28 protein-coding genes and 1 tRNA gene are annotated in these 26,171 nt (G+C 66.4%); 12 read left to right on the top strand and 17 right to left on the bottom strand.

All coding sequences use genetic code 11. The features are described 5' to 3' along the window. Position 1 precedes the first annotated feature (1 nt). Entirely contained in the window at positions 2-2,311 is a 2,310-nt protein-coding gene (locus AC07NK_RS02470; protein WP_495168976.1) for a DNA translocase FtsK, read from the bottom strand. 96 nt (positions 2,312-2,407) lie between these two features. Between AC07NK_RS02470 and AC07NK_RS02465 the strand changes: the two genes are divergently transcribed. Continuing rightward, the gene (locus AC07NK_RS02465; protein WP_495168975.1) at positions 2,408-3,625 is read left to right on the top strand and encodes an FAD-dependent monooxygenase; all 1,218 of its coding nucleotides are present in this window, start codon (positions 2,408-2,410) and stop codon (positions 3,623-3,625) included. Positions 3,626-3,629: 4 nt separating this feature from the next. Here the strand turns inward: AC07NK_RS02465 and AC07NK_RS02460 are convergent, their stop codons facing one another. Together AC07NK_RS02460 and AC07NK_RS02455 are read right to left on the bottom strand one after the other, a co-directional pair. Continuing rightward, a complete protein-coding gene (locus AC07NK_RS02460; RefSeq protein WP_495168974.1) occupies positions 3,630-4,253 on the bottom strand; it encodes an LON peptidase substrate-binding domain-containing protein in 624 nt (207 codons plus the stop codon). Then, positions 4,250-5,161: a tetratricopeptide repeat protein gene (locus AC07NK_RS02455; protein WP_495168973.1), complete on the bottom strand. Its 912-nt coding sequence runs from the start codon at positions 5,159-5,161 to the stop codon at positions 4,250-4,252. The genes AC07NK_RS02460 and AC07NK_RS02455 overlap by 4 nt, the downstream gene beginning before the upstream one ends. A 192-nt stretch (positions 5,162-5,353) precedes the next feature. Here AC07NK_RS02455 and AC07NK_RS02450 point away from each other — a divergent pair. Next, positions 5,354-5,428: transfer RNA gene (locus AC07NK_RS02450), tRNA-Gly, on the top strand. 88 nt (positions 5,429-5,516) lie between these two features. Here AC07NK_RS02450 and AC07NK_RS02445 read toward each other — a convergent pair. Then, complete coding sequence (locus AC07NK_RS02445; RefSeq protein ID WP_495168972.1) at positions 5,517-6,098, bottom strand: Crp/Fnr family transcriptional regulator; 582 nt, start codon at positions 6,096-6,098, stop codon at positions 5,517-5,519. A gap of 51 nt (positions 6,099-6,149) precedes the next feature. Between AC07NK_RS02445 and AC07NK_RS02440 the strand changes: the two genes are divergently transcribed. The 4 genes from AC07NK_RS02440 to AC07NK_RS02425 all read left to right on the top strand — a co-directional run bounded on the left by AC07NK_RS02440 (position 6,150) and on the right by AC07NK_RS02425 (position 8,984). After that, complete coding sequence (locus AC07NK_RS02440) at positions 6,150-6,881, top strand: SDR family oxidoreductase (RefSeq protein WP_495168971.1); 732 nt, start codon at positions 6,150-6,152, stop codon at positions 6,879-6,881. Further along, complete coding sequence (locus AC07NK_RS02435) at positions 6,878-7,534, top strand: TVP38/TMEM64 family protein (protein ID WP_495168970.1); 657 nt, start codon at positions 6,878-6,880, stop codon at positions 7,532-7,534. The genes AC07NK_RS02440 and AC07NK_RS02435 overlap by 4 nt, the downstream gene beginning before the upstream one ends. Before the next feature lie 170 nt (positions 7,535-7,704). After that, positions 7,705-8,151 (top strand): DUF2147 domain-containing protein, encoded by a 447-nt coding sequence (locus AC07NK_RS02430; RefSeq protein ID WP_495168969.1) that lies wholly within the window; start codon positions 7,705-7,707, stop codon positions 8,149-8,151. A gap of 35 nt (positions 8,152-8,186) precedes the next feature. After that, entirely contained in the window at positions 8,187-8,984 is a 798-nt protein-coding gene (locus AC07NK_RS02425; RefSeq protein WP_495168968.1) for a DUF72 domain-containing protein, read from the top strand. Positions 8,985-9,088: 104 nt separating this feature from the next. Here the strand turns inward: AC07NK_RS02425 and AC07NK_RS02420 are convergent, their stop codons facing one another. From AC07NK_RS02420 to AC07NK_RS02365, 12 genes are all read right to left on the bottom strand, one after another. Beyond that, a complete protein-coding gene (locus AC07NK_RS02420; protein WP_495168967.1) occupies positions 9,089-10,195 on the bottom strand; it encodes a CaiB/BaiF CoA transferase family protein in 1,107 nt (368 codons plus the stop codon). Further along, on the bottom strand, positions 10,192-10,716 hold the full coding sequence (locus AC07NK_RS02415) for a GNAT family N-acetyltransferase (RefSeq protein WP_495168966.1): 525 nt from the start codon (positions 10,714-10,716) through the stop codon (positions 10,192-10,194). Before AC07NK_RS02415 ends, AC07NK_RS02420 begins: the two co-directional genes overlap by 4 nt. Beyond that, entirely contained in the window at positions 10,716-11,900 is a 1,185-nt protein-coding gene (locus tag AC07NK_RS02410) for an acyl-CoA dehydrogenase (protein ID WP_495168965.1), read from the bottom strand. The genes AC07NK_RS02415 and AC07NK_RS02410 overlap by 1 nt, the downstream gene beginning before the upstream one ends. A gap of 22 nt (positions 11,901-11,922) precedes the next feature. Beyond that, positions 11,923-12,801 (bottom strand): hypothetical protein, encoded by an 879-nt coding sequence (locus tag AC07NK_RS02405; RefSeq protein WP_495168964.1) that lies wholly within the window; start codon positions 12,799-12,801, stop codon positions 11,923-11,925. A 25-nt stretch (positions 12,802-12,826) separates the two neighbouring features. Beyond that, a complete protein-coding gene (locus AC07NK_RS02400) occupies positions 12,827-13,501 on the bottom strand; it encodes a uroporphyrinogen-III synthase (protein WP_495168963.1) in 675 nt (224 codons plus the stop codon). Beyond that, a complete protein-coding gene (gene hemC / locus AC07NK_RS02395) occupies positions 13,498-14,406 on the bottom strand; it encodes a hydroxymethylbilane synthase (RefSeq protein ID WP_495168962.1) in 909 nt (302 codons plus the stop codon). The genes AC07NK_RS02400 and hemC overlap by 4 nt, the downstream gene beginning before the upstream one ends. A 48-nt stretch (positions 14,407-14,454) precedes the next feature. Then, positions 14,455-15,651 (bottom strand): acetyl-CoA C-acyltransferase, encoded by a 1,197-nt coding sequence (locus AC07NK_RS02390; protein WP_495168961.1) that lies wholly within the window; start codon positions 15,649-15,651, stop codon positions 14,455-14,457. A gap of 67 nt (positions 15,652-15,718) precedes the next feature. Then, positions 15,719-16,504, bottom strand: coding sequence for a crotonase/enoyl-CoA hydratase family protein (locus tag AC07NK_RS02385; RefSeq protein ID WP_495168960.1), 786 nt, complete (start codon positions 16,502-16,504; stop codon positions 15,719-15,721). Positions 16,505-16,533: 29 nt separating this feature from the next. Beyond that, positions 16,534-17,139: a winged helix-turn-helix domain-containing protein gene (locus tag AC07NK_RS02380; RefSeq protein ID WP_495168959.1), complete on the bottom strand. Its 606-nt coding sequence runs from the start codon at positions 17,137-17,139 to the stop codon at positions 16,534-16,536. Positions 17,140-17,164: 25 nt separating this feature from the next. Continuing rightward, entirely contained in the window at positions 17,165-18,100 is a 936-nt protein-coding gene (locus tag AC07NK_RS02375; protein ID WP_495168958.1) for a transposase, read from the bottom strand. Further along, positions 18,088-19,038, bottom strand: a complete 951-nt coding sequence (locus AC07NK_RS02370; protein ID WP_495168957.1) for a hypothetical protein — start codon at positions 19,036-19,038, stop codon at positions 18,088-18,090. The genes AC07NK_RS02375 and AC07NK_RS02370 overlap by 13 nt, the downstream gene beginning before the upstream one ends. Then, on the bottom strand, positions 19,038-19,187 hold the full coding sequence (locus AC07NK_RS02365) for a hypothetical protein (protein WP_495168956.1): 150 nt from the start codon (positions 19,185-19,187) through the stop codon (positions 19,038-19,040). Before AC07NK_RS02365 ends, AC07NK_RS02370 begins: the two co-directional genes overlap by 1 nt. Before the next feature lie 130 nt (positions 19,188-19,317). Here AC07NK_RS02365 and AC07NK_RS02360 point away from each other — a divergent pair, with 130 nt between their 5' ends. Together AC07NK_RS02360 and AC07NK_RS02355 are read left to right on the top strand one after the other, a co-directional pair. Continuing rightward, complete coding sequence (locus AC07NK_RS02360; protein ID WP_495168955.1) at positions 19,318-19,755, top strand: PaaI family thioesterase; 438 nt, start codon at positions 19,318-19,320, stop codon at positions 19,753-19,755. Then, positions 19,752-20,141: a PaaI family thioesterase gene (locus tag AC07NK_RS02355; protein WP_495168954.1), complete on the top strand. Its 390-nt coding sequence runs from the start codon at positions 19,752-19,754 to the stop codon at positions 20,139-20,141. The genes AC07NK_RS02360 and AC07NK_RS02355 overlap by 4 nt, the downstream gene beginning before the upstream one ends. Here AC07NK_RS02355 and AC07NK_RS02350 read toward each other — a convergent pair. Further along, the gene (locus AC07NK_RS02350; RefSeq protein ID WP_495168953.1) at positions 20,138-21,286 is read right to left on the bottom strand and encodes a PQQ-dependent sugar dehydrogenase; all 1,149 of its coding nucleotides are present in this window, start codon (positions 21,284-21,286) and stop codon (positions 20,138-20,140) included. The two genes, AC07NK_RS02355 and AC07NK_RS02350, sit on opposite strands and share 4 nt — an antisense overlap. Positions 21,287-21,405: 119 nt before the next feature. Here AC07NK_RS02350 and AC07NK_RS02345 point away from each other — a divergent pair, with 119 nt between their 5' ends. The 4 genes from AC07NK_RS02345 to AC07NK_RS02330 all read left to right on the top strand — a co-directional run bounded on the left by AC07NK_RS02345 (position 21,406) and on the right by AC07NK_RS02330 (position 26,171). After that, the gene (locus AC07NK_RS02345; RefSeq protein ID WP_495168952.1) at positions 21,406-23,109 is read left to right on the top strand and encodes a sulfatase-like hydrolase/transferase; all 1,704 of its coding nucleotides are present in this window, start codon (positions 21,406-21,408) and stop codon (positions 23,107-23,109) included. Between the two features lie 131 nt (positions 23,110-23,240). Continuing rightward, positions 23,241-23,792, top strand: coding sequence for a ribosome maturation protein RimP (gene rimP / locus AC07NK_RS02340; RefSeq protein WP_495168951.1), 552 nt, complete (start codon positions 23,241-23,243; stop codon positions 23,790-23,792). Continuing rightward, positions 23,792-25,447, top strand: coding sequence for a transcription termination factor NusA (gene nusA / locus AC07NK_RS02335; RefSeq protein ID WP_495168950.1), 1,656 nt, complete (start codon positions 23,792-23,794; stop codon positions 25,445-25,447). Before rimP ends, nusA begins: the two co-directional genes overlap by 1 nt. Continuing rightward, positions 25,428-26,171 carry a DUF448 domain-containing protein gene (locus AC07NK_RS02330; protein ID WP_495168949.1) on the top strand — a complete coding sequence of 248 codons (744 nt, stop codon included), beginning with the start codon at positions 25,428-25,430 and terminating at the stop codon, positions 26,169-26,171. The genes nusA and AC07NK_RS02330 overlap by 20 nt, the downstream gene beginning before the upstream one ends.

Below are 26,171 nucleotides of genomic sequence, written 5' to 3'. Positions count from 1 at the left end.
GCTACAGCGGCCGGCCGTCCTGATCCATCAACACTTCGCGCCGCCCGACATGGTCGGGGCGTGAGACGAGGCCGTCCTTCTCCATCCGCTCGATCAGCCGCGCAGCGCTGTTGTAGCCGACGCGCAGCTGGCGCTGAAGCCACGAGGTCGAGGCCTTCTGGCTCTCCGCGACGAGCTGAACCGCGCGGCGATACAGCTGCTCCTCGGGGCTGTCTTCGCCATCGGGCGCACCATCGAGCGCGAATTCCTCGCCCTCGGGTTCCTCGGTAACGGCCTGGATATAGTCGGGCGCCCCTTGCGCGCGCCAGTGATCGGCGACTGCCATCACTTCATCATCGCTCACAAACGGCCCGTGGACGCGCGCGATCTGCTTACCGCCGGGCATGTAGAGCATGTCGCCCTTGCCCAGCAGCTGCTCGGCGCCCTGCTCGCCCAGGATAGTGCGCGAATCGATCTTGCTGGTGACGTGGAAGCTGATTCGCGTCGGCAAATTCGCCTTGATCACGCCGGTGATGACGTCGACCGACGGGCGCTGCGTCGCCATGATCAAATGGATGCCCGCCGCGCGCGCCTTCTGCGCGAGCCGCTGGATCAGGAACTCGACTTCCTTGCCCGCGGTCATCATCAGGTCGGCGAGCTCGTCGACGATGATCACGATTTGTGGCAGCGGATTGAGCTCGAGCGTCTCCTCCTCGTACAGCGGCTGGCGCGTCTCGGGATCATAGCCGACCTGAACCTTGCGGCCGAGCTTCTGGCCCTTGGCCAGCGCCTGACGCACCTTGTCGTTGAACGAGCCGAGCGAGCGGACGTTGACCGAAGCCATCATCCGGTAGCGTTCCTCCATCTGTTCGACCGCCCATTTTAGCGCGCGCACCGCCTTGGGTGGATCGGTCACCACGTCGGCGAGCAGATGCGGGATATCCTTGTACATGCTGAGTTCCAGCATCTTCGGATCGATCATGATCATCCGGCACTGGTCCGGGGTCAGCCGGTAGAGCAGCGACAGGATCATGCAGTTGAGGCCGACCGACTTGCCCGACCCGGTGGTGCCTGCGACCAGCAGATGCGGCATCGGCGCGAGGTCTGCGATCACCGGATCGCCGGCAATGTTCTTACCGAGAACGATCGGAAGCTGCGCGCCCATATCCTCGAAACTGTCGCTGCCGACCAGCTCGTGTAGCGACACCATCTCGCGCTTGGCGTTGGGCAGTTCGATGCCGATCACGCTGCGGCCCGGGATCGTCGCGACGCGCGCCGACACCGCCGACATGTTGCGCGCGATATCGTCGGCCAGCTGGATCACGCGGCTTGCCTTGATGCCGCTCGCGGGCTCGAGCTCGTACATCGTCACGACCGGACCCGGCCGAACCTCGACGATCTGACCCTTCACATGGAAATCGTCGAGCACGCTTTCGAGCAGCCGCGCGTTACGTTCCAGCCCGGCCTTATCGATCGCTGCGCTGCCGCTCTTGGGCGGGGGTTTGAGCAAATTGAGCGGCGGAAGCGTATAGCTGCCCTTGAAGTCGAGGCTGGTCTGCACCGGCTTGGCTTTGGGCGGGCTGGGCGGCGGTGCGGGGTCCGCGATCACCGGGCCGGGGCGCGTATCGGGCAGCGCCATCTTGCGCGGTTTCGGCGCGGCGTTGGGCGTGAAGAGATCGGCGGCATCGTCGAAGTCTTCGTCGATTTCGCCTGCCTCCGCGCCGGTCCGCTCGCGTCGTGGCAGGCGCAGTTGCGACACTTCGAGCTGTACGCTGCGTGCCCAGACGATCGCGCCCGCGATGCCCGCGACCAGCCCAAGCGCCCGTCCGCCCCACAGGGTCACCATCGGCTCACCGACGAGGTTCAGCGCCCCGTGCAGCAGATTCGCGACCGAAAGCCCGACGATTCCGCCCCAGCTTCCGGGCAATTCGAACTCGAGCGCGGGGCGGCTCGAGACGAACGCAAGGGCGGTCCCGATAAGCGCGACGCCGATCGCGGCGCCGCCCAGCATCCGTCCCCATGCGCCGACGGGGTTCCCCTTCCACAGGCGGGTCGCGATGATCAGGCCGACAGGGATAAGCAGCACGATGGCAGGCCCGGCGGTCGCCAACAGCAGGTCGGCAAGCCACGCGCCCGGGGTGCCGAGCAGATTTTTCGCAGGCCCGCCCGCCGCGGTGTTCAGCGACGGATCGCTGCCGCTATAGGTGCCGATCGCCAGCACGGTGGCGAAGGTAAAGACATAGAGTGCGATCGCGCCGATCAACGCGCCGCTGCGTTTCGCCCCCGCCTTCATCGTGTCACGCCACAGCATCGGCTGCACCCGGCTCGCCATCATTGTTCCTGAAAATGTCTCGAAAGTCCCGCTTTGCCGGATTCATCCACCCTGCGGACTCTGGCGTCAAGGCAGCCGCTGGCGTAATGCGTCGGCATGAGCCAGGCAGACCTTCTGATCCTCGGTGGCGGGCTGGTGGGGAGCGCGCTTGCGGTCGCCCTCGACCGCCACGGCATTTCCAGCATCGTGATCGATCCCGCGGACCCCGCGGTGATTCTCGCCGCCGCGCATGACGGGCGCGCTTCGGCCATCGCCGCAGCACCGATGCGAATGCTCGACGCGATCGGCGTGGCGGATCGCCTGACCGGCAAAGGCTGCCCGATCCAGAGCATCCGAGTCAGCGACGGGCTGGAGCCGGGCAAGCTCGATTTCGATCCATTGGACGGCGAAGGCGCGCTGGGTACGATGTTCGAGAATCGCCATCTGCGCGCCGCGCTGATGGCCGCAGCCTCTGAAGCACCGCTCGCCGATGTGCGGATGCTGACCCGCGCGCTGAACGTCGAGCGCGGTCCGCACGGCGTCACCGCGACCCTCAGCACGGGGGAAGTCGTCAAAGCCCGACTGCTGATCGGTGCCGAGGGGCGCAACTCGCCCACCCGCGACGCCGCTCATCTCAATGTCGCGCGCTGGACCTATGATCATTCGGCGATCGTCACGTCGCTCCACCACGAGCACAGCCACGAGAATACCGCGTTCGAGATCTTCTATCCTCAGGGCCCGTTCGCGATCCTGCCGTTGGTCGATGACGAACAGGGGCACCGCTCGGCGATCGTCTGGTCGGTCAAGCGGCACGAGGAAGCGGGGATGATGAAGCTCTCCGAACGCGGTTTCCTCGCCGAGGCGGAGAAGAAGATGGGCGGGTTCCTGGGCAAGCTCGGCCCGCTCGGCCCGCGTTTCAGCCACCCGCTCGGCTTCCACCACGCTGCGACGATCACTGCCGATCGCCTTGCTTTGGTCGGCGACGCTGCGCACGGCATCCACCCGATCGCGGGACAGGGCGTCAATGTCGGTTTCCGCGATGTCGCCGCGCTGGTCGAGGTGCTGGTCGAGGGCAAGCGGCTCGGCCTCGACATGGGCGATCCCCAGCTGCTTGCGCGCTACCAGCGCTGGCGCAGCCTCGACACCTTCATGGTCAGCGTCGCCACCGACGCGCTGACGCACCTGTTCGGCATCCCCGGCAAGACCGCCCACGCCGCGCGCCGCTTCGGCCTGTCGGCGGTGGACAAGGTCCCTGCGCTCAAAAACTGGTTCATGGCCGAAGCGCGCGGCGAGAGCGGCGCGACGCCCAAGCTGCTGCACGGGGAAATGGCGTAGCGCGCTACTGCAGTGTCCCCTCGTCGCTGTCGTGGCGGCCGAAGAACTGCATCAGCTGCACCGTGAGCTCGGCGCGTGCGCTCAGGCAATCGGTCTCCAGCAGCGCCTGCTTCGCCGCCGGATCGAACGGCGCGATCTGCGCGATGCCGTTGACCAGCGCCTCGTCATCGAGCCGCGATACCGCGCTCCAGTCCACCGCATAGCCCTGTGCATCGGCGAAGCGCCGCGATTCGAGTTCGAGCGACGCGCGCTCGGCCAGTGCCAGAACCTCGTCCTGCGGATCGGCGATCAGCTCAGCCTCGACCTGGCGGAACAGCGTGGTCACGTCCAGCTCGCGCACCATGCGGAAGCGCGACAGCCCCTCCAGCACGATGTCGAACTTGCCGTCGTCGAGCGCCTCGACCTCGGCGATTCGGCCGACACAGCCAATCTGGAACAACGGCACTGGCTTGCCCGGCTCCTCGTAAAAGCCGGGGCGCGGCTGGATCATCCCGATCCGCCGGTCGCGCGCCAGCGAATCGGTCACCATCGCACGATAGCGTGGTTCGAAGATGTGCAGCGGCAGCTGCATCCGCGGGAACAGCAACGCGCCCGCCAGCGGAAAGATCGAGAGCCGCGTGGTCGTCATCCGAACAGGATGGCGGAAAGCTTGCGGCGCTGGCCCGAGACCCAGGGGTCTTCCAGACCCACCGCCTCGAACAGCTTGAGCAGGCGCGTGCGCGCGGCAGCGTCATTCCACTCCTTGTCCTCGGCGATCATCGCCAGCAGCGTTTCGGCGGCGCCGTCGCGATCGTTCGCAGCCATCTGTGCGCCTGCCAGTTCGTAGCGCGCATCCATGTCCGCCGGGTTTTCCGCTGCCCGTGCGCGAATCGCCGCGAGTTCGTCGTCAGCCGGGGCCTCACGCGCCAGCGTCAGCGCGGCTTGCGCGCGTTCGACCTCGGGAGTCCTGGCAGCATCGTCGGGCACTACGTCGAGCGCCGCCTGCGCCTCGTCGAGCCGGCCCAGCGCGACCAGTGCTTGTGCGCGTCCTGCCGCGACCTGCGGGTGCTCGGGCGCCATCTCGCCGATCTGGTCATAAACCACCAGCGCACGCTCATGGTCGCCGTTCGCTGCGACTTCGGCTGCCATCGCCAGCAGCGGCTCAAGCTGCGCCTCCTGCGCCGCCGCGTCGCTCTCGACCGGGATCTGGCGCAGGATCTGGTCAAGATTGGCGCGCAGCTGCGTTTCGGTGCGCGCATTGGTCAGGTCCGCGACCAGCTGGCCCTGGAACATCGCATAGACGGTGGGAATCGACTTCACCTGAAACTGCGCGGCGATGAACTGATTGGCGTCGACGTCGATCTTGGCGAGGATCACGCCCTTATCGGCATAGTCGGCCGCGACCTTCTCCAGCAGGGGCGCCAGCGCCTTGCACGGTCCACACCACTCGGCCCAGAAATCGAGGATGACCAGCTTGGTCATCGAAGGCTCGACGATGTCCTTGCGGAATGCCTCGACGGCGTCCTTGTCGGCGGCGGAAAGTCCCAGCGTGGCCACGGCGAATCCCTTGTGTCAAAAACCGGCGCCCTATGTGGGCGCTGGCGGCGTGCTGGCCAACCCCTTTCGCCCAAAGGACGCCGAAGTTGGGGATGGCGCGATTCGGGGGTTGCGGACCCCCGAACCCGCTGCTAGAGGCCGCCACCTTGCCCCGCCCCCTCGGTCTTCCGAGCGGGCACCAAGCGCCAGAGAGCGGGCGTAGCTCAGGGGTAGAGCACAACCTTGCCAAGGTTGGGGTCGAGGGTTCGAATCCCTTCGCCCGCTCCAGGACGCTGCCGCGATAGCGCGGCAGCCGGGTCGCGAAATCGCAGCAGCCTTGTCCAGCATAACGCCGTTTGACGGCGCGATTCGTTTCTTATCCGCCCCGCATTCGCCGCTTGATCCGGCTGAACGCCACGGGGGTGATTCGCAGGAACCGTGCAATGTCCGCCTGTGGCAGGCGGGCAATCAGCGCATGCTCGTTTGACAGCAAATCGCGATAGCGTTCTTCCGCGCTCTGGCAGAGCAGCGCCTGTTCGCGCGCCTCTTTGCGCAGCCGCACCCAGTCGATGAAGCGGACATGCGCAGCGGCAAGCGCGGGCGATTCGGTGATTTCGCGTGACAGCCAGTCGATCGGCAGTGCGACCAGCACGGATCGCGCGACCGCAATCGCCGAAAAGGCGATCGACGCAGAAGGACCCTGCCCCGACGGGCCGAACAGCCCGCGATCGGCGATCAGGCTCTTGATCCATTCCTCGCCGTTCGCGGTGGCATAGGTGAGCTTCACCAGACCGGAGCACAGGATGAAGGCCCGGTCGAGCGGTCTGCCCTGTTCGAAGACGGTCTCTCCCCGGCCGGCCGCGCGCCGGACTCCGATCCGCTGCGCCTCCGCCCGCTCGGCAATTGCCGCCGCAAGCGCAACCGCCGGGTCGGATGGCTCCACTGAACCCAGGTTCATCGGCTTTGGCGCGGGATCCATTAGGACCGGGATAACGCAACGGAAGAACTGGTGACAACGCCCCTTTCCAAACCCTCGTGCATCGTGCTGACCGGGGCCACCTCGGGTATCGGCGCGCGCCTGATGCACCGCCTGCTCGCGGGCGACCACCGCGTCATCGCCGTGTCGCGCCGCGCGTCCGCGCTCGATCTGCACGCGGGACTCGAGCGGGTCGATTGCGACCTCGCCGACCCGCAGGCGGTGCGAGCGCTGGCGTTTGACCTGTCGCATCGTCATCCCCGGATCGATCTGCTGATCAACAACGCGGCGCTGCAATATGGCGTGCCGCTCACCGCGTCGCAGTTCGATCCCGCTGCGATGATCGCCGAAGCGCAGATCAACCTCGTCGCGCCTGCGCTCCTCGCGCACGGCCTGCTCGGCCCACTCGAAGCGGCGGGGCCGGGGGCCGGAATCGTCAACCTCTCCTCGGGTCTCGCTTACTATCCCAAGCGCGACACCGCGCTCTACTGCGCGACCAAGGCGGCGTTGCACAGCTTTTCGCAAAGCCTGCGCTATCAGCTCGAACCCCGGGGAATCCGGGTGATCGAGGTGATCCTGCCGCTGGTCGCGACGCCGATGACGGAGGGGCGCGGCAGCGGCAAGATGGATGCCGATGCCGCCGCGCGCGCCATCCTGACCGGCATCGCGCGGGGTCGGGACGAAATCCATATCGGCAAGGCCCGGCTGCTCCCCCTGCTCGCCCGCATTGCCCCCTCAATCGTGCGAAGGATGCTCAAGGGATGAAGGATCTGCTCAAGACGGCGTTCGTGCTTGCGCTCGCCTTCGCCTCGACCTTTCTGGTGATGCGCGCGACGGGAATCCTGACGGAGGATCAGGTCCGGGTGTTTCTCGCCAATGCACATCAGATCGATCCGGTCTGGCTCGTCGCGCTGGTGATCGGGCTGTTGTGGATCGATCTGCTGATCGCGATCCCGACCATGACCACGATCCTGCTCGCCGGATATTTTCTGGGCCCTGTGCTGGGCGCATCTGCCGCGATTGCCGGATTGTTCGCAATGGGCGTGACCAGCCATATCCTTGGCCGCGTGATGGGTCGCCCCGTGCTTGCCCGGCTGTTCCGCGACGCCGCGCGGCTCGACGCGATCGAGACGAGCTTCGCGCGCAACGATGTCCTCGCGCTGTTTGTCTGTCAGGCGCTGCCGATCCTGCCCGAACTGTCCTGCTGCCTGTCGGGAATCGCGCGCATGAATCCGATTCGCTTTCTCGCCGCCTATGCGGTGGGTGTCGTCCCTTTCGCCGTCATCGTCGCCTATGCCGGGTCGATCAGCACGATCGAGAATCCTGGCCCGGCGATCTACGCCGCGATCGGAGTCTCGACCGTGCTGCTGCTCGCATGGCGTCTGTTGCAGCGAAGGGCGGCGGCGAGTCAGGCGTAAATGTGACCGAACAGCGTTGCCTGCGCTGATTCCTGCCTCGTGTGCCCTATTCCTGAACCGATCGTTTCGGAAATGGCCCCCTTCCCGCCCTTTTCCGGCCCTGCCCCCTACCTATCTGATCCTGCAGAGGAATATCCCCGTTCGGGATGGCTGGTGCAGGAGGTTCAACCATGCAGAGCAAGGAACTGGTGCGGCGCACTTCGCGTCCGCTTCGCTGGATGGCCGCTCTGGCTGGCGCGATGATGCTGGTGGCGCCGGTGGCGGCGCAGGCGGGCGGCAAGCTCTCGTCAGCAAGCGAATGGCGCAATCCCAAGGATACGGTGCGAATCCGTTTCAGCCCCTGTGGGCAGGACCGGGTGTGCGGAATCGTCACCTGGGCGAGCGACAAGGCAAAGGCAGATGCGCGCCGCGGCGGCACCGAGCAGCTTGTCGGCACCAATTTGTTCCGCGATTTCCAGCGCGTCGCACCGGGCGCGTATAAGGGCCATGTGTTCGTGCCCGACATGAACCGCACTTTCTCCGGCCATGTGGAGATCAACGGCGATTCGATGATCGGCAAGGGCTGCGTGCTCGCCGGGCTGATCTGCAAGCAGCAGGTTTGGACGCGCATTTCGTGATGCGCTTTGCCCTGCGGCCGCGCTAATCTCGGCCCATGGCAAATGCACCCATTCGAATCGGTATCGGCGGCTGGACCTTCGAGCCCTGGCGCGGGACCTTCTATCCCGAAGGCCTCAGTCAGAAGAAGGAGCTGGAATATGCCAGCCGCCAGCTGACCGCGATCGAGATCAACGGCACCTATTATTCGGGGTTCAAGCCCGCGACCTTCGCCGGCTGGGCGTCGACCGCGCCCGACGGCTTCGTCTTCGCGGTCAAGGCGTCGCGCTTCTGCACCAACCGCAAGGTGCTGGCCGAGGCGGGCGAATCGGTCGGCAAGTTCGTCGGGCAGGGCATCGTCGAGCTCGGCGACAAGCTCGGCCCGATCCTGTGGCAGTTCATGGCGACCAAGAAGTTCGACGCCGACGATTTCGGCGCCTTCCTCAAGCTGCTTCCCCAGAGTCACGAGGGCGTGAAGCTGCGCCACGCGATTCAGGTGCGGCACGACAGCTTCCACGTCCCTGAGTTCGTCGCGATGTGCCGCGACGCGGGCGCTGCGATCGTCTTTGCCGATTCGCCCGAATATCCCGCGCTCGCCGACATCACCGGTGACTTCGTCTATGCCCGGCTGGAGAAGGGCGAGGACGATAATCCGCTCTGCTATCCCGACGGCGATATCGACCGCTGGGCGGAGACAGCGAAGCTATGGGCATCGGGCGGTAAGCCCGAAGGCCTGCCCTATGTCGAAGCCGGCGCCCCGCCGAAACAGCCGCGCGAGACCTTCGTCTTCTTCATCCATGGCGGCAAGGTGCGCGCGCCCGCTGCTGCGAAGGCGCTGATCGAACGCACCGCTTGAAATGTTGGAATCGGGCGGGCAGCCTCGTGCCCGCTCTTTGAAATCGTGCTTCCAGCCGACCTCGCGCACGCGTGGCAGTGTGACTTTTGGGACTTTTGGCGGTCTCAGGGCCGCGCGGGACTGGGCAGGTCCGACACCATCCGCTCGCCATCGATGACGATCGGGCTCGCGATTCCCGGCAGTCCGCCTGCCGCGATCTGCATCCCGCGCGCCACCACCTGCGGGTCGGCGAAGACCTCGCCGATATCGTTGATCGGACCGGCGGGCACGCCCTGTGCTTCGAGCGCGTCGGACAGCGTCTGCTTGGTCCAGCCCGCCACCGCCGCCTGAATCGGCGCGATCAGCCGTGCACGGTTGCGCACCCGTGCGGGATTGGTCGCGAAGTCCGGGTCGGCGTGCAGATCGAGTCCCAGCACCGTGCACAGCCTGGCAAACTGCCCGTCATTGCCCACCGCGATGATCAGATCGCCGTCGCTCGCGGTGAACGCCTGATAGGGGGCGAGGTTGGCGTGGCCGTTGCCCATCCGGTGCGGGACCTTGCCTGACGCCATCCAGTTGAGCGCCTGATTGGCGAGTACTGCGACCTGCGTGTCGAGCAGCGCCATATCGATCTGCGCGCCCGCTCCACTCTGGTCCCGCTTTCGCAGTGCCGCCAGGATCGCGACCGTTGAATAGACGCCGGTGAAGATGTCGGCATAGGCGATCCCCGCCTTTTGCGGCGCGCCGTCGGGCTCACCGGTCAGCGACATGATCCCGCCCATCCCCTGAATGATGAAGTCGTATCCGGCGCGGTGCGCATAGGGGCCGGTCTGGCCGAACCCCGTAATCGAACAGGTGATCAGCCGCGGATTGACCGCCAGCAAGCTCTGATGGTCGAGCCCGTATTTGACCAACCCGCCGACCTTGTAATTCTCGATCACCACATCGGCATCGGCGACCAGCGCGCGCACTTCGGCTTGTCCTTCGGGTGTCGCGATGTCGATGAACCGGGCGGTCTTCCCCCGGTTGGCCGCATGATAATAGGCCGCGTCGCGGTCCTTGCCCTCGGCATCATGCAGGAAGGGCGGGCCCCAGTGCCGCGTATCGTCGCCGGCGCCCGGCCGCTCGACCTTGATCACGTCGGCGCCGAGGTCCGCGAGCAGCTGTCCGCACCACGGCCCCGCCAGGATCCGCGCCAGCTCGACGACCTTGATGCCTGCGAGTGGTTTCACCCGCGGAATTCCCCACGCCGGATAAGATAGTAGCAATGGCCGGGCAGCATAAACCCGTTGCCGCGCTCGACCCGGCCCTCCTGCAGCACCCCGCCGATCTTCTCCATCGCCCGGCGCGAGCGCATGTTGTTCTCACCCACCACGAACACCGCGCCACTGACATATTGGTGGATATGGTCGAGCATCATCCGCTTGATCTCGCGGTTCCACACCCCGCCCCAATAGGCCCGGGCGACAAAGGTCCAGCCGATTTCCACCTCGTCGCGCACCGCGTCGGGAAAGGCATAGCGGCTGGCGCCGATGATCGCGCCGCTGGCCTTGTCGAGGATTGTGAGGCCACCGCCGCTCGCCAGCGCGTCCTCGAAATAGGCGCGGAACACCGGCTCCTGCCAGCGATTGTGGAACGGGTGCTGTTCCCAGATCAACGGGTCCGACGCGACCGCGAACATGTCCTGCCAGTCCTCGGGCACCGTTGGCCTGAGCAGGGCGAGTTCGCCGGTCAGCGTCGGCTGGAAGTCCATCAGAACGCCGCGATGCCGGTGATCGCCCGGCCGAGGATCAGGCCATGGACGTCGTGCGTGCCCTCATAAGTGTTGACCGTTTCGAGGTTAATCGCGTGGCGCATCACATGGAATTCGGCCGAGATGCCGTTGCCGCCATGCATGTCGCGGGCGATGCGCGCGATCTCCAGCGACTTACCGCAATTGTTGCGCTTGATGATGCTGATCGCTTCGGGCGCCAGTTCGCCCTCGTCGAACATCCGCCCTGCGCGCAGCGCCGCCTGCAGGCCGAGCGCGATCTCGGTCTCCATATTGGCGAGCTTGAGCTGCACCAGCTGGGTCGCGGCAAGCGGCCGTCCGAATTGATGGCGGTCGAGCGTATATTGCCGTGCGGCATGGAAACAGGCTTCGGCCGCACCCATACTGCCCCAGGCGATGCCGTAGCGCGCGCGGTTGAGGCAGCCGAACGGCCCCTTCAGCCCCTGCACCTCGGGCAGCAGCGCGTCCTCGCCCACTTCGACGCCGTCCATCACGATCTCGCCGGTGATCGACGCACGCAGCGACAGCTTGCCCTCGATCTTGGGCGCCGACAGGCCCTTCATTCCCTTCTCGAGAACGAAGCCCTTGATCCCGCCGCCATGCGCATCGCTCTTCGCCCAGACGACGAAGACGTCGGCGATCGGCGAGTTGGTGATCCACATCTTGGTCCCGGTGATCCGGTAACCGCCATCGATCTTCTCGGCGCGGGTGCGCATCGAACCCGGGTCGCTGCCCGCATCGGGTTCGGTCAGGCCGAAACAGCCGACCCATTCGCCGCTCGCCAGTTTGGGGAGGTACTTCCGGCGCTGCTCCTCGGTGCCATAGGCGTTGATCGGGTGCATCACGAGGCTCGACTGAACGCTCATCGCCGAACGATAGCCCGAATCCACCATCTCGACTTCGCGTGCCACCAGACCATAAGCGACATAGCCAAGGCCGGCGCCGCCATAGGTCTCCGGAATGGTCGGGCCGAGCAGGCCGAGCTGGCCCATCTCCGACATGATCTCGCGGTCGAAATCCTCGTCGAGAAATGCGCGGGTGACCCGCGGCAGCAGCCGCTCCTGCGCATAGGCGCGCGCGGCATCGCGAACCATGCGCTCTTCGTCGGTCAGCTGCGCGTCGAGCGCAAACGGATCGGCCCAATCGAAACGGCCCATCGCGGCCATGACTTCTCTCCCTGAGTTGATCTTACTGTGCGGGCGCCGCGGGCGCGGGTTGCGCGGCCGGTTGCTGTGCGCCGGCGGTTGGCCTCACCGGACCGCGGATCGCCGCGGTCTCGAGCGTATCGAGCGCGTTGCGGGTTTCGACATAGCGGCTCGCCGCCGCCATCCAGCTTTCCGCGCCCTGCGCGCCGGGCAGCCGGGCGATTTCGGCGAGCGCCGCTTCGACATGGCCCTGCCCCAGCAAGCGGCGGGCACGTGCCAGCCGCGCGCGTGGATGCGGGCTCGCCGCATTGTCCTTGCGCACGATCACCAGCGTCGTCGCCTCGCGGCGCAGCCCGTCCCACCAGCTTTCGCCGGGAACCCCGGTCGAAAGCCGCGGCGCGATCTGGTCGAACGCGAGGCGCAGGTCCTCGAGTGTCACGGGTTCGGTCGCGCCGCGGATGACGGTGGCGACAGCCCGCCCGTCATTCTCCCCGAAGCGCGTGCGCAATTCAGCTGCGATCGGACCCAGCGGTTGACCGCGCTCGATCGCACGCCGTGCCCCGAACACCAGCATCATCGCTTCGGCGCGCCCGGCATAGCCCGCGGCGGTGCGCGCGTCGGCATCGCTTGCCTGAATGCGGGTGTCGAGCGCGTCGAGCCGGGCGGCGAGCGCCTGCTCGCGCGATGCGAGCGTCGCGACATCGGTAGCGGCAGACGCGGACGGCGGCGCGGTGAGGGCGGGCTGGACGGGAGCGGGCGTCGGCGGCGGCTCGCTGTTCCACCAGCCACCAAAGCGGAAGACCGCCGCCATCACCGCGAGTCCTGCGAGGAAGGCGATCAGCCCGGCGACCAGCGCGACGGTCAATGTGTTGCCGCGGGGGGGCGCCGGAACCGGCGTCTCGATCGGCGTATCGGAAATCATGGGACCGCTTATTCTCCCGATGCGGTCAGGGGTCAATCGCGAGCGGGCGCGCAGCGGCAATCAGTGCGTCATCATCGGGCGTGGCAGCGACGGCGATTCGATCCCAGCCGGGCCCGGCGGCGATCGCTGCCTTGCGGCTGATCGCGGCGATCCGAACATTATGGCGTGGGATGCCGTGGCCGGCCAGCGCTGCGCCAAGCTGCATGCCCGCGCGGGCGGAATGGATCAGCGCAATGCTTCCCTCCAGCGTTAGGGCGTCAGCGGCTGCCCATGCGACCGGGTCGCTCGCATAAACGGGCACGATAGCTGCGAGTGCCGGATGCTCGATTGCAGTTCGATCACGTCCTGAAAGCCATAGCAGGCGTGCGAAGTCCGGGGCGTCGTGCAGCAGGTCCGTCAGGTCGGTCGAACCGGTGTGCACCACTGTAAACCCGGCAGCGCGCGCTGCGTCCGCTGTCGCGCTTCCGACCGCCAGAACCGGCAGACCGCGCAGCGAAGCAAGGTCCGGGCCGCCATGGCGGACAGCGTTGGCGCTGGTGAAGAGCAGCCCGTCAAAATCCGCGGGCTCAAGCGGCGTCCAGTCGAGCGGGCTCACCTCGAACAGGGGCAGCGGCAGGGGATCGAACCCGGCGTGGTGCAGCCGTGCCGCGGTGGCGGCATTGCCCGGTTCGGGCCGCAGGATCGCGACGCGGCGGCTCAATGCCCGAACAGCGCACGCAAATGCGGGCTGGCGGCAGCGAGCAGGTCGTGCGCGATGGCCGCTGCCTCGTGCGCATTTCCCTCAAGGCCGGGCCTGTCGAGGCGGACGTGCTCGCTTCCGTCCTCGCTCAGGATCTCGGCGCGCAACCGCAGCGTGTCGTCTTCGATCGTCGCGAGTGCGGCCACCGGCGAATGGCAATCGGCCGACAATGCGGCGAGCAGTGCACGTTCGGCCAGCACGCAGCGCTCGGTCACGGGATCGCCGATCGCAGAGACCAGCATCCGGGTCGGGACATCGTCCGCGCGCACCTCGATTCCGACCGCGCCCTGCGACGGGGCGGGTAGCAGCAGGTCGAGCGGGATCGGTGCGCCGATATCGGGCCGTTCGAGCCGCTCAAGCCCCGCGGCGGCGAGCAGGGTGGCGTCGGCCTCACCGTCACGCACCTTGGCCAGCCGCGTATCGACATTGCCGCGCAACGGTACGATCGACAGGTCGGGGCGGATGCGGCGCATCTGCGCGGCGCGGCGCGGCGAGCTGGTACCGATCCGCGCGCCATGCGGCAGCGCTTCGATCGAATCGGCGCCGATCAGCCGGTCGCGGACATCCTCGCGCTTGAGCATTGCGGCGATGGCAATGCTTTCGGGGCGGATCGTCTCGACATCCTTCATTGAATGGACTGCCAGGTCGATCTCGCCGTCCAGCAGCGCGCGGTCGAGCTCCTTGGTCCATAACGCCTTGCCGCCGATTTCGGCGAGCGGGCGGTCTTGCACCTTGTCGCCGGTGGTGCGGATCGGAACGATCTCGACCATCTCCGGCGCCCAGCCATGCGCGGCGAGCAGCGCATCGCGCACGAGATTGGCCTGGACGAGCGCGAGCGGCGATCCGCGGGTGCCGAGACGAAGCATGCGCGGCCCTCTAGCGGTTCGATCTGCGGATGTCGAAGGGGCGAGTGTTTAGGGAATCTCGAACAGCCCCGCCGCCCCCATGCCGCCCGCGGTGCACATCGACACCACCACCCAGCGCACCCCGCGCTTGCGGCCTTCGATCAGCGCGTGACCGATCAGCCGCGCGCCGGTCATGCCGAACGGGTGGCCGATCGCGATTGCGCCGCCATTGACGTTGTACTTCTCCGGATCGATGCCCAGCGTGTCGCGGCAATAGAGGCACTGGCTCGCGAATGCCTCGTTGAGTTCCCACAGCCCGATATCCTCGACCCTGAGCCCTGCCCGGTCGAGCAATTTGGGAATTGCGAAGATCGGCCCGATGCCCATCTCGTCGGGTCCGCAACCCGCCGCCTGAAAGCCGCGATAGATGCCGAGGATATCCCTGCCTTCGGCCTGCGCCATGGCGCGATCCATCACAATTTGCGCCGCGGCGCCGTCGGACAGCTGGCTGGCATTGCCCGCGGTGATATGGCGGCCTTGCTTGATGACTTGCCCGTCCCGCCACACGGCCTTGAGGCCCGCGAGCGCCGCTTCCGTCGTGCCCGCCCGGATTCCCTCGTCCTGCGTCACCGTCACCGTTTCATTTCCGGTGCGGTTACCCTCCTTGTCGAAGAGTGCCTTGTGGACAATGATCGCCACGATTTCCTCGGCGAACGCGCCGTTGGCGAGTCCCGCCTCGGCGCGTTGCTGGCTCATCGCGGCATATTCGTCCTGCCGCGCGCGGCTGATGCCATAGCGTTCGGCGACGATCTCGGCGGTCTCGATCATCGGCATGTACGCATGGGGTTCGTTCGCCAGCACCGACTGGTTCTGGAAGCGTGGCGCGTCCTTGTTCACTGTCAGGCTGATCGATTCCATCCCGCCCGACAGCGCGACGTCGATATCCCCCGCGACGATCGACCGCGCCGCCAGCGCCAGCGCGGTCAGCCCCGATCCGCATTTCCGGTCGAGCGTGAATGCGGGCACGCGCTGGGGCAACCCCGCGGCGAACACCGCCATCCGCCCGGCATTGCCGCCCTGCGTTCCCCATTGGTTGCCCACGCCCCAGAAGATGTCGTCGATCCGCGTGGGGTCGATTCCAGCGCGCTCGACCGCCGCGTTCATCACATGTCCGGCCAGCACCGGAGCCTCGGTCGCGTTGAATGCGCCGCGATAGGCTTTGCCGATGCCCGTCCGGGCGGTGGAGACGATTGCGGCTTCGCGCATTGGCATCCTCTCATTCGTGTTCTGGGTATGGTATCCTTCTAGTATGAGAGGGCAGTTATTGGAAGCTTCAGTCGGTAAAGTTCGGCGCGCGCTTCTGCATGTTCGCCATCACCGCCTCGATCTGGTTGGGCGAACGCATCAGCAACGCTTGCTCGGCGCTTTCCGCCGCCAGGATCGCGGGTGCGTCCGTTTCTGCGGCGAGATTTGCGAGGCGTTTGGCGGCGCGGATCGCGTGCGGGTTTCGTCCTGCGATATCCTGCGCGAGCGTCAGCGCCTCGGCATGCGGGTCGTCCGACAGGCGCGTTGCAAAGCCAAATGCCAGCGCGTCCTCGGCGCTGAATTCGCGTGCCGTGTAGGTCAGCTCACGCAGCACATCGTCGCGCACCATCGTCCGCCACAATGCGAAGCCCGCCATGTCGGGGACGATCCCCCATTTCATCTCCATGATCGCGCAGCGCGTGCCGGGTGCGAGGATGCGGATGTCGGCGCCCGACAGAATCTGGAACCCGCCGCCAAATGCGATGCCATGCACTGCGGCGATGACCGGCACGGGCAAGGTGCGCCAGCCCCACGCCACCCGCTGGAACAAATTGGTGTCGCCGTAGCTGCGCGCTTGCAGATCAAGGCCCGATCCGCCGCCGGCCATGCTCGCCATGTCGAGTCCGGCGCAGAAAGCGCGACCTTCGCCCGACAGCACGACCGCGCGCAGCCCGGGCATGCCATTCAGCCGCTCGATCGCATCGGCGAGACCGGCGAACATCGCCGGGTCGAGCGCATTCATCTTGTCGGGCCGGGTCAGCCGCACATCGGCGACGCCGTCGTGGAATTCGATCGAAACGCGTTGCTCGGTCATGGCCATCCTCTTCCCGTCTTTGCACCACGCTAGACCGCGTCGAAGCGATAGCCGAGTCCCTTGACGCCGCGAATCATCGGGCTGGCGAAACCGCGGTCGATCTTGGCGCGCAGCTTGGACACATGGACGGCGACGACATTGGTGCCGGGATCGAAGCGCAGGCCCCAAACCTGCTCGAGCAATTCGCGGCGCGAGACGAACTCGCCACGTCGCTCGACAAGGTAAAGCAGTAACGCGAACTCGCGTGGCACCAGCGCGATCGGAAGCCCGGCGCGGGTAGCGGTGCGATGGACGCGGTCAATGCTCAGGTCGCGGATCCGGGTATCGCCTGGGATATGGCAGCGCACACGCACATCGACTCGTGCGGCAAGCTCGAACGGGTTGACCGGGTGCGAAACGGCGTCGGCGGCACCCGCGTCTAGCGCCGCGGCAAGCCAGGCGGCGCAGCTGGCCACCGCGATCTCGGGCACGCGCGAGCTGTGGATCCGGATGCCCGGTCGCCATGTCCGCAACACGGCTGCGACATCGCGATCCGGCGCGCCGCACGGCTTGCCGAGCACGAGCGCATAGCCGCGCTGTGCGACCGCGTGATCCAGCAGCGGTATATCGATTTCGGAGAGAATCTTTTGCTCCACTTCTCGGCAATTTACGTGCCGCGCGTCACGAGTCTGTCGCAAACCGATCCGGATCGGATGGATCTTGCGGACTGGATTCGAGCGCGCGCCGTGCCGGCGCTCGAACTTCGGCGTCTTCGTCACTGGCCGCGCGTTCCAATAATCCGCGTCGATCGCTGGCGGCACCGTTTGCGGACGCGAGCGCAGCAGCTGCCGTCCGACGCATCCGGGGGTGCGGGTGATGCCGGATAAGCTGATCGACGAGGTCGAGCCCGTTGCCGCCGCCAAGATGTACGGCGAGTGTGACAAGCCCTTCGGATGGCGCTGTGGTCAGTCCTTCGGCGATCGTGTTGCGCGCAATGTCGAATCGATACTGGTCGATCCAGGGATGGCTGGGGTGCTGACCGAGGATGTTGAGTGAGACCGAGAAGCTGTCGGGCGGCAGCTGGACATGCACGTCGCGCTGCATCCGGTAGAGCATCAGCTTGCCGGGATCGAGCCGGCTGCGCTCGATGAAGCGCAATCCGGCATCGCCGCCAGCCGTGCCGGACACAGTCTTTCCATCATATTCGAAATAGTCGCTCCAATAGCCCGAGCCCAGATAACCATAGGTCAGGAACGGAAAATTGTGATCGTGCGGCAAGCCGTAGAAGAAGGGCGCGGTGCCGCTCGCCTGCACCACGGCATCGTCTGCCGCTGGCCAGAAATTGGCACGGATCACATAACGGCCGTTGGGTGCCCGGAGCAGGAAAACCTGCGGGCCATAGCCATTGGCGGCGCTTTGCCGCGCGCAGCGCAGCTTGAGTTCTTCGATCGCGAGGTCCGCGAGGAAGGCGCGATTGCGGCCTAGCCGTGCGAGCAGCGGACCCAGTGCGGCAAAGCTGTCCTCATCATGCGGATCGAACGCTGTCGTATCGAGTGCGTCGACCAGTTCCTCAAGTGTGATTGCGGCGCCCTCGCCGGGGCCGATCAGGCGCGGCATCGCTGTTCCAGCCGTCGATCGAGCAGGGGGAGCGTCGTTGCGGCTGCCGCACGGACCTCTGCATTGGGATCGTGCGCACACATTTCGGCCAGGCGGCTGCGAGCGACCTGCGCATCGAGCATCAGCCATTCGCGCATCGCTGACCAGCGGAGATGGAAGGCCGGGTGGCGCGAGGCACTGTCGAATAGTGTCGAGGCGTCGGCGCGCCCGCTCACGCGCAGGAAGGTCAGCAGCATTTCGATCCGCGAAGCCGCATCGTCGGCGCATGCAGCCCGGACAAAGGCGCCGTCGGCGATCGCATACTCGCGCATCAGCGGCGCTGCCGATGGCTTGATCGTCGCTGTGAGCCCGACAATGTCGCTCTCCGCCCGTACGAACAGATGACTACAAGTCCGCCCGTCCTGCCGGATCAGCGCGCCATCGTCCAGGATGCGCGGCGAAAGCTCGCAGGCGGCGGCGGCGTCGGCGGCGCTGAAGTCCGGCCCTGCCGGTTCCGCGCGCCAGCGCCGCATCTGCGCCTTGCCCGCACGGACATATCGGGTGAGCGTCACCCGTCCCGGCACGACAATTGTCGCTGGCAGCGGGAGTCGATTGAGCTCGGCCGCGCCGGTGACGGTGATCGAAAGTGCAATGGCCGGGCAGTCGAGCAGGGTAACCCCGGTGCGGAGTCGGTCGCGGTTGATCTTGAACGGGGGCTCAAACCAGGGATCGGCGCCAAGCGCGTCGATCAATGGTCGCAGCAACGCTTCCACCTGACGCGGATCGGCAAGCCATGTCGCGGCGCGACGTTCGATCTCCTCGACATCGTCGATACCGGCGAACCGGGCCGCAACTGCAGCAATCGGGCCAGAGAGCCATTCTGAATTGATCGATGCCGATCGCCTCCGCGCACCGGCGAGTCCGGGATGCCGCGCGGGCACGAAGGGCGGCGCGCGCACTAGCCGGGATAGGTTTCGTAGACGAGAATCGCGATCGCTATCAGCATCTCGAACACCTGGTCTCCTGCGGTTTCGGCAGCGCGGAGCGAGCCATGGGTGGCGACTTGGGTACCAAGTGATGCGATCTCGGTGATGGGCAAGGTGATCATGCGTGTTCCCCCTCCTTGATTGCCCGAAGCTACGCCTGACGCACGGGGCGGCTGAGTTAATTCGGATTCACGATGCGCCAATGCGCTGCAGCATTGCCGTGCTCCCCTATGCCCGCTAGTCCGCCCGGCGATGGCGTCAGCACCGTTCCCGTTCGATCCTTCCATCTTTTTCTCTGCGCGCGGCGCGGGGCACGGACATCGTCTGGGAATCCGATATGACGCGCACGGCGCCGACTGGTGCCAGCTCGTTCTGCCATGGCGCGAGGATCTGGTGGGCGACCCCGCGCGCGGCGTAATCGCGTCGGGTCCGATCGTCGCGTTGCTCGACATGGCGACAAGCGTCGGTGTGTGGATGAAGCGTGGTGGGTTCCTGCCCCATGCGACGCTCGACCTGCGGGTCGACTATCTGCGTCCCGCAGCGCCGCAGCGCGACGTGATCGGGCGTGGCGAATGCTATCGCGTGACGCGCTCGGTCGCGTTCGTGCGGGGCATCGCGCATGATGGCGATCCGGAAGACCCGGTCGCGCATGTCGCGGGCACCTTCATGTTCACGGGCGCGCCGGCATGACCCTGCCGCCTTATGCCGATCTGCTCGGGATCCTGTGTGAGCCCGGAGAAGGCGCGCCGGTGCTCGCGATGCCGTTCGGCGCCGATGTGATCGGCCGCCCCGGCTTCGTCCATGGCGGCGCGCTCGCCGGGTTGCTCGAAATGGCGGCGATCGTCGCGCTCAAGCACGCGCTGGAGACCGAAGGCCGCGCCGATACGCGGATCAAGCCGATCAACGTTACCGTCGATTTCATGCGCGGCGGGCGTGAGAAGGTCACCCGCGCGCAGGGAATCATCTCACGGCTCGGTACGCGCATCGCCAATGTCGAGGCAATCGCCTGGCAGGACGACCGGGAGCGCCCGGTCGCCGCTGCCCGGCTGAACTTCCTGCTGAATCCCGCGGACTAGCGCTTCGGTATCAGCTTGAGCAGGCGGCCCTGCGAACCCTGCCCGCCATCCTCGAGCAGCCAGATTGCGCCGTCCGGACCTTCCTCGACTTCGCGGATGCGCGCCCCCATCGGCCACTGATCGCCCTTGGCCGCCTGGGTGCCGTTCACATCGACACGGACGAGCGCCTGACTCGACAGCCCGCCGATGAACAGGTCGCCCTTCCATTGCGGGAACATCTTCCCCGAATAGACCATCAGCCCGCCGGGTGAGATCGCCGGATTCCACGACACCTTGGGCGCCTCGAATTCGGGGCGGGTTTTGTGGTCGGGAATGTCCTTGCCGTCATAATGATCGCCGTCGGATACGATCGGATAGCCATAGTTCTTGCCGGGCAGCACCAGATTGACCTCGTCGCCGCCCTTGGGGCCCATCTCCTGCTCCCACAGGTTGCCCGCCTTGTCGAAGGCAAGGCCGAGCAGGTTGCGATGGCCATAGGACCAGATGGCGGGGTGGAACCCTTTGGCGGTCAGGCCGGGATCGCCGGCGGGCTTTCCGTCGAGCGTCAGGCGCAGCACCTTGCCCAGCGTCGACTTGGGATCCTGCGCCGGATCGAACTTCTGCCGTTCGCCATTGGTGAAGAACAGGTGCTTGCCGTCAGGGGCAAAGGCGATGCGGCCCGAATAATGGCCGTTGCCGGTAACATAGGGGGTCGCCTTGAACAGCGTCTGGACGTTGTGCAACGCAGGCGATCCGCCGTCCGTGAGGGTGCCGCGCGCGAGCACTACGCCCTTGCCGCCCTCGCCCGCTTCCGAATAGCTGAAATAGACTTGCCGGTTCCCCGCGAAACCGGGGGCTAGGACGACATCCTTGAGCGCGCCCTGCCCGGCGCTGTCGACCGCGGGGATGCCCGACACTGAGGTCTTGGTCTTGCCGTCGGCGCTGACCAGCAACAGCGTGCCGGTCTTCTCGGTGACCAGCATCCGGCCGTCGGGCAGGAAGGTCATCGCCCAGGGCGAGTCGAAATCGGCGACCGGGGTGACGGTGAAAGGAAGGCTGCCGCTTTCCGCCGATGTTTGCGCGGCGGTTTCCTGGCTGTTGCCTGGCTGGGCGCCGGTGCAGGCGATCAGGGTGAGTGAGGCGGCGGCGATCGGCAACAGGCGCATCGGTTTCTCCGGGGAAGCTGCTAGACCCGCAACGCATGCGGGCGACGGGATGTTGCACGGCATTTACGCCATCGCAACGCCGCACCGCTAACAGCGTGCGGTTCGACATTGGGGGTGGGATGCACCGGCTACAGCACGCGCCGGTCAAGGAGGCGCTGCTCCTTCTCTATCTGATTGCCGACGGCGGAAGTCTCGCCGATCGGGTGAGTTCGCTCGGCCTGTCGCCGTCGCTCGGCTTGTTCGCGGTCTTCTATACCGCACTGGCGGGCGCGCTGTGGGTCGCATCGCGGCTCGCCTCCAACCCGTTGCGCTGGGTGATGGCCGTGCTGCTGTTTGCTGCCGCTGCCTTTATCGGAGCGAGCGAGCGCATCCTCAACGATCACCTGACCTATGACGGGTTCCTCAACCTCATCGGCTCAGCCGGATTTGCGGGCGACGCGATGGCCCAGCATGGTATGCCGATCGGTGGGGAAATCCTCGCCGCCCTGCCTTTGCTCTTCGCGCTCGGCCTCACGCCAAACCGCAATTGGCGGTTCGATGCACGCTGGGTCGCGGCGCCATTGGGCGCGCTGGCGCTGCTGACCAGCATGTTGTTCCTGCGCGGCGGCGATGGCGCGCGCGGGCTGCCGGGGGCATTCACCTCGCTCGCCTATCTGACGCTGGCGACGGGGGAGGAGTTGGTAAGCGACGGGGCGCGGCGATCGGTAAGCATGCAGCCGCAACCGGTGCCGGGTACCGGCGACATCGTCCTGATCGTCGATGAAAGCGTCGCTGCGCGCTATCTCGACCTTGCCGATCCGTTCGGGGTGCGCACGGGGTTGCTGACTCCACCCCCTGGAATTGCGGTACACAATTTCGGAGTCGCCGCGTCGATCACCAATTGCTCGCTCGGCACCAATCTGACGCTGCGCCACGGCGGCACGCGTGAGCGCTATATGGAGCTCAACGCCAGCGGCCCCGCGATCTGGGACTATGCGCGCAAGGCAGGGTTCGCCCCGGTCTATATCGACGCACAGCGCACCGGCGGCGGACTGCACAATGGCATGGATGCGGCCGAACGCGCGCGGATCGAAACCTTCGTCCAGTTCGACGGTGTTGCGGTCGAGGAACGCGACCACGCCGCCGCCGACCGGATCGTCCAGCACCTCGCAAATGGCCGGCGCGAGTTCATCCTGGTCAACAAGGTCGGCGCGCATTTCCCGGTGCACGACAAATATCCCGACAGCCATGCCGTCTATCGCCCGGCGTTGCCGCGCGGCCGGTTCCTCGGCGTTTCGGATACGGGCAGCCGTGACGGGTTCGACGGCAGTGCCGAGCAATGGCGCCGCTACCGCAACGCCTATCGCAATACGCTTCTGTGGCAGGTCGGCGGGTTCTTCGAGCGGCTGATGGCGACCGGCACCCTGCATGGCGCGACGGTGATCTACACCGCGGACCATGGACAGGATCTGCGCGAGCGTGGCGGTGGCGGTGTGCACACGCATTGCAGTGCGCATCCGGTCGCTGAAGAGGGGGCGGTGCCGCTTGCGGTCCTGACCGATTCGGGCGCGGAGGGCGGCTGGTCCGATGCGGCGAAGCGGAATCGCGATCACGCAAGCCACTATCAGCTGTTTCCCACGATCCTCGCGATGATGGGCTATCCGGAGGGCGCGGTTCGCAACGATTATGGCGTGTCGCTGCACATGCCGCTGACCGACGAGATGCGCTTCAACACCCGCTTCAACGCGCGGTTGGGGCGCAAGCCCGAATGGAAGGGGATCGATGTCGCAGCGCTCGCCCGCCCGCCGCGCAGCGACAGCGGTCCGGCTATCGCGGCGCGCTGACTCGAACGGCTTGCTGTCGCCGCGGCATGCGCCTATAGAGGCGCTGTTCTCGACATTGGAAACCTTGCCGAGGCCGGCCCCACGGGGTTCGGCGGCGACGAGGCGTATCCGGTGTTTATTGGAGTTTTCGCGTGGCGGATATCGCTGCATTGACCGATCTGATCGAGCCTGAAGCGCGTGCGCTGGGCTTCGACCTGGTGCGCGTGAAGATGTTCGGTGGCGAGGGCGACCGGACGCTGCAGGTGATGGCCGAGCGCCCGGATACCCGCCAGCTGCACATCGACGATTGCGCCGACCTGTCGCGCCGCATCTCGGATCGGCTGGATGAGCTGGAAGCCGCTGGCCGTGATCCGATCCCCGAGGCCTATCGGCTCGAGGTCAGCTCGCCCGGGATCGACCGGCCGCTGACCCGGCTCAAGGATTTCGAGGACTGGAAAGGGCATGAGGCCCGCATCACGCTCGCTGAGAAGATCGACGGGCGCAAGCAGTTCAAGGGCGATCTGGCGGGCGTCGAGCTCAAAGGTGAGGTGGTTTCGATCACCGATGCGCAGGGCGTGACCCACTTCATCGGTTTCGATCAGATTGAGGACGCCAAGCTCGTCATCACCAACCGGCTTATCGCCGCAACCCGACCGCTCTCCACAGAGGGCGCAGACGAATTCGAAGCAGAGGAACAGGACTGATGGCCACCGCCATTTCCGCCAACAAGGCCGAGCTGATCGCGATCGCGAACTCGGTGGCGTCCGAGAAGATGATCGACAAGGCCATCGTCATCGAGGCGATGGAGGACGCGATCGAGCGCGCCGCCAAGAACCGCTACGGAATCGAGAACGATATCCGCGCCAAGCTTGACCCGCAGACCGGCGACCTTCGCCTGTGGCGCGTGGTCGAGGTGGTCGAGGCCGTCGACGACTATTTCAAGCAGGTCGACCTCAAGGGCGCGCAGAAGCTTCAGAAGGACGCCAAGGTCGGCGACTTCATCGTCGATCCGCTGCCCCCGATCGAATTCGGCCGCATTCAGGCGCAGGCATCGAAGCAGATCATCTTCCAGAAGGTCCGCGACGCCGAGCGCGAGCGCCAGTATGAAGAATTCAAGGACCGCCAGAGCGAGATCATCACCGGCGTCGTCAAGCGCGTCGAGTTCGGCCATGTCGTCGTCGATCTGGGCCGCGCCGAAGGCGTGATCCGCCGCGACGCGCAAATCCCGCGCGAAGTGGTTCGCGTCGGTGACCGCATCCGCAGCCTGATCCTGAAGGTGGTGCGCGAGACCCGCGGCCCGCAGATCTTCCTCAGCCGCGCGCATCCCGACTTTATGAAGAAGCTGTTCGCGCAGGAAGTGCCCGAAATCTACGACGGCATCATCGAGATCAAGGCCGCTGCCCGCGATCCGGGTTCGCGCGCCAAGATCGGCGTCATCAGCCACGACAGCTCGATCGACCCAGTCGGCGCCTGCGTCGGTATGAAGGGTTCGCGCGTTCAGGCCGTCGTGCAGGAGATGCAGGGCGAGAAGATCGACATCATCCCCTGGTCGCCCGACACCGCGACCTTCGTCGTCAACGCGCTGCAGCCGGCGAACGTCGCGCGCGTCGTGATCGACGAAGAGGATGACCGCATCGAAGTGGTCGTTCCCGACGATCAGCTCAGCCTCGCCATCGGTCGTCGCGGCCAGAATGTCCGCCTCGCCAGCCAGCTGACCGGCAAGGCGATCGACATCCTGACCGAGACCGACTCGAGCGAGAAGCGCCAGAACGAGTTCGTCGCGAACAGCGAGATGTTCCAGAACGAGCTCGACGTCGACGAGACGCTGGCACAGCTGCTGGTCGCCGAGGGCTTCAGCACGCTCGAAGAGGTCGCCTATGTCGAGCTCGACGAGATTGCGGGCATCGAGGGCTTCGACGAGGATCTGGGTCAGGAGCTTCAGAATCGCGCGACCGAGGCGCTCGAGCGCCGCGAGGAAGCCAATCGCGAGGCGCGCCGCGCGCTGGGCGTTGAGGACGATCTCGCGACGATGCCGTATCTGACCGAAGCGATGCTGGTCACCTTGGGCAAGGCGAAGATCCTGACGCTCGACGACCTGGCCGATCTCGCCACCGACGAGCTGGTCGCCAAGAAGCGCCCCGAACCGCGCCGTCGCGGCGACGGTCCGGCAGCTCCGGTCCGCGAGAGCGACAAGGGCGGCGTGCTCGGCGAGTATGGCCTGAGCGATGAGCAGGGCAACGAGATCATCATGGCGGCCCGCGCGCACTGGTTCGAGGACGAAGACGCGCCGGCAGCTGCCGACGCCGATAGCACCGGCGCCGCCGGCGGGGAGGACGCTGTTGCGGACTCCGAGCAATGATACCCCGTCTGAACTGACGGCCGGCAAGCGTGCGGATGGCGATGCCATTCGCACCTGCATCCTCTCGCGCGCGGAATCCCCGCGCGACGGGCTTGTCCGGCTTGCGCTGTCGCCCGATGGTGAGGTGCTGCCGGATGTGCGTGCCAAGGCGCCGGGCCGCGGCGCGTGGATCGGCGTCGATCGCGCCGAGCTGAATGCCAGCGGCAAGAAGCTTCGCGGGGCATTGTCGCGCGCGTTCAAGACGAGCGACCTGCGCATCCCCGAGGATCTGGGGGATCGCATCGCCGCGCAGCTGGAGCGCGCCTTGCTCGACCGGCTGGGGCTGGAAGCCAAGGCCGGGCATGTCGTGATCGGCGGCGAGCGGATCGAGAAAGCCGGGCGCAGCGGCAAGCTTCGCCTGTTGCTCCATGCCGCCGACGCGGGCTCTGATGGCTCGCGCAAACTCGATCAGGCGCTGCGCGTCGGCACCGATCGCGAGGGTTCGGGCGACACGGGCTTCACATTGCCGCTGCCGCGCACCATATTGTCCTTGGCCCTTGGCCGCGAAAATGTGGTACATGTCGGCCTGACAGACCCCAAGGCAGCCGCGCGGGTGAGCGAAGCGCTCTCCCGCTGGCTGCATTTTATCGGTCCCGATCCTGACCCCAAACCTTGCGAAATAGCTTCGCAAGGCGCATCGGGCGCTGGCGGCGACGAGACGAACGACGAACAGACGGGAATTTGA

Source organism: Sphingomonas sp. GW821-FHT09B04 (assembly GCF_059418285.1).
The sequence above is the reverse complement of the archived record's forward strand: the minus strand, read 5'-3'. Positions and strand labels throughout refer to the sequence as shown.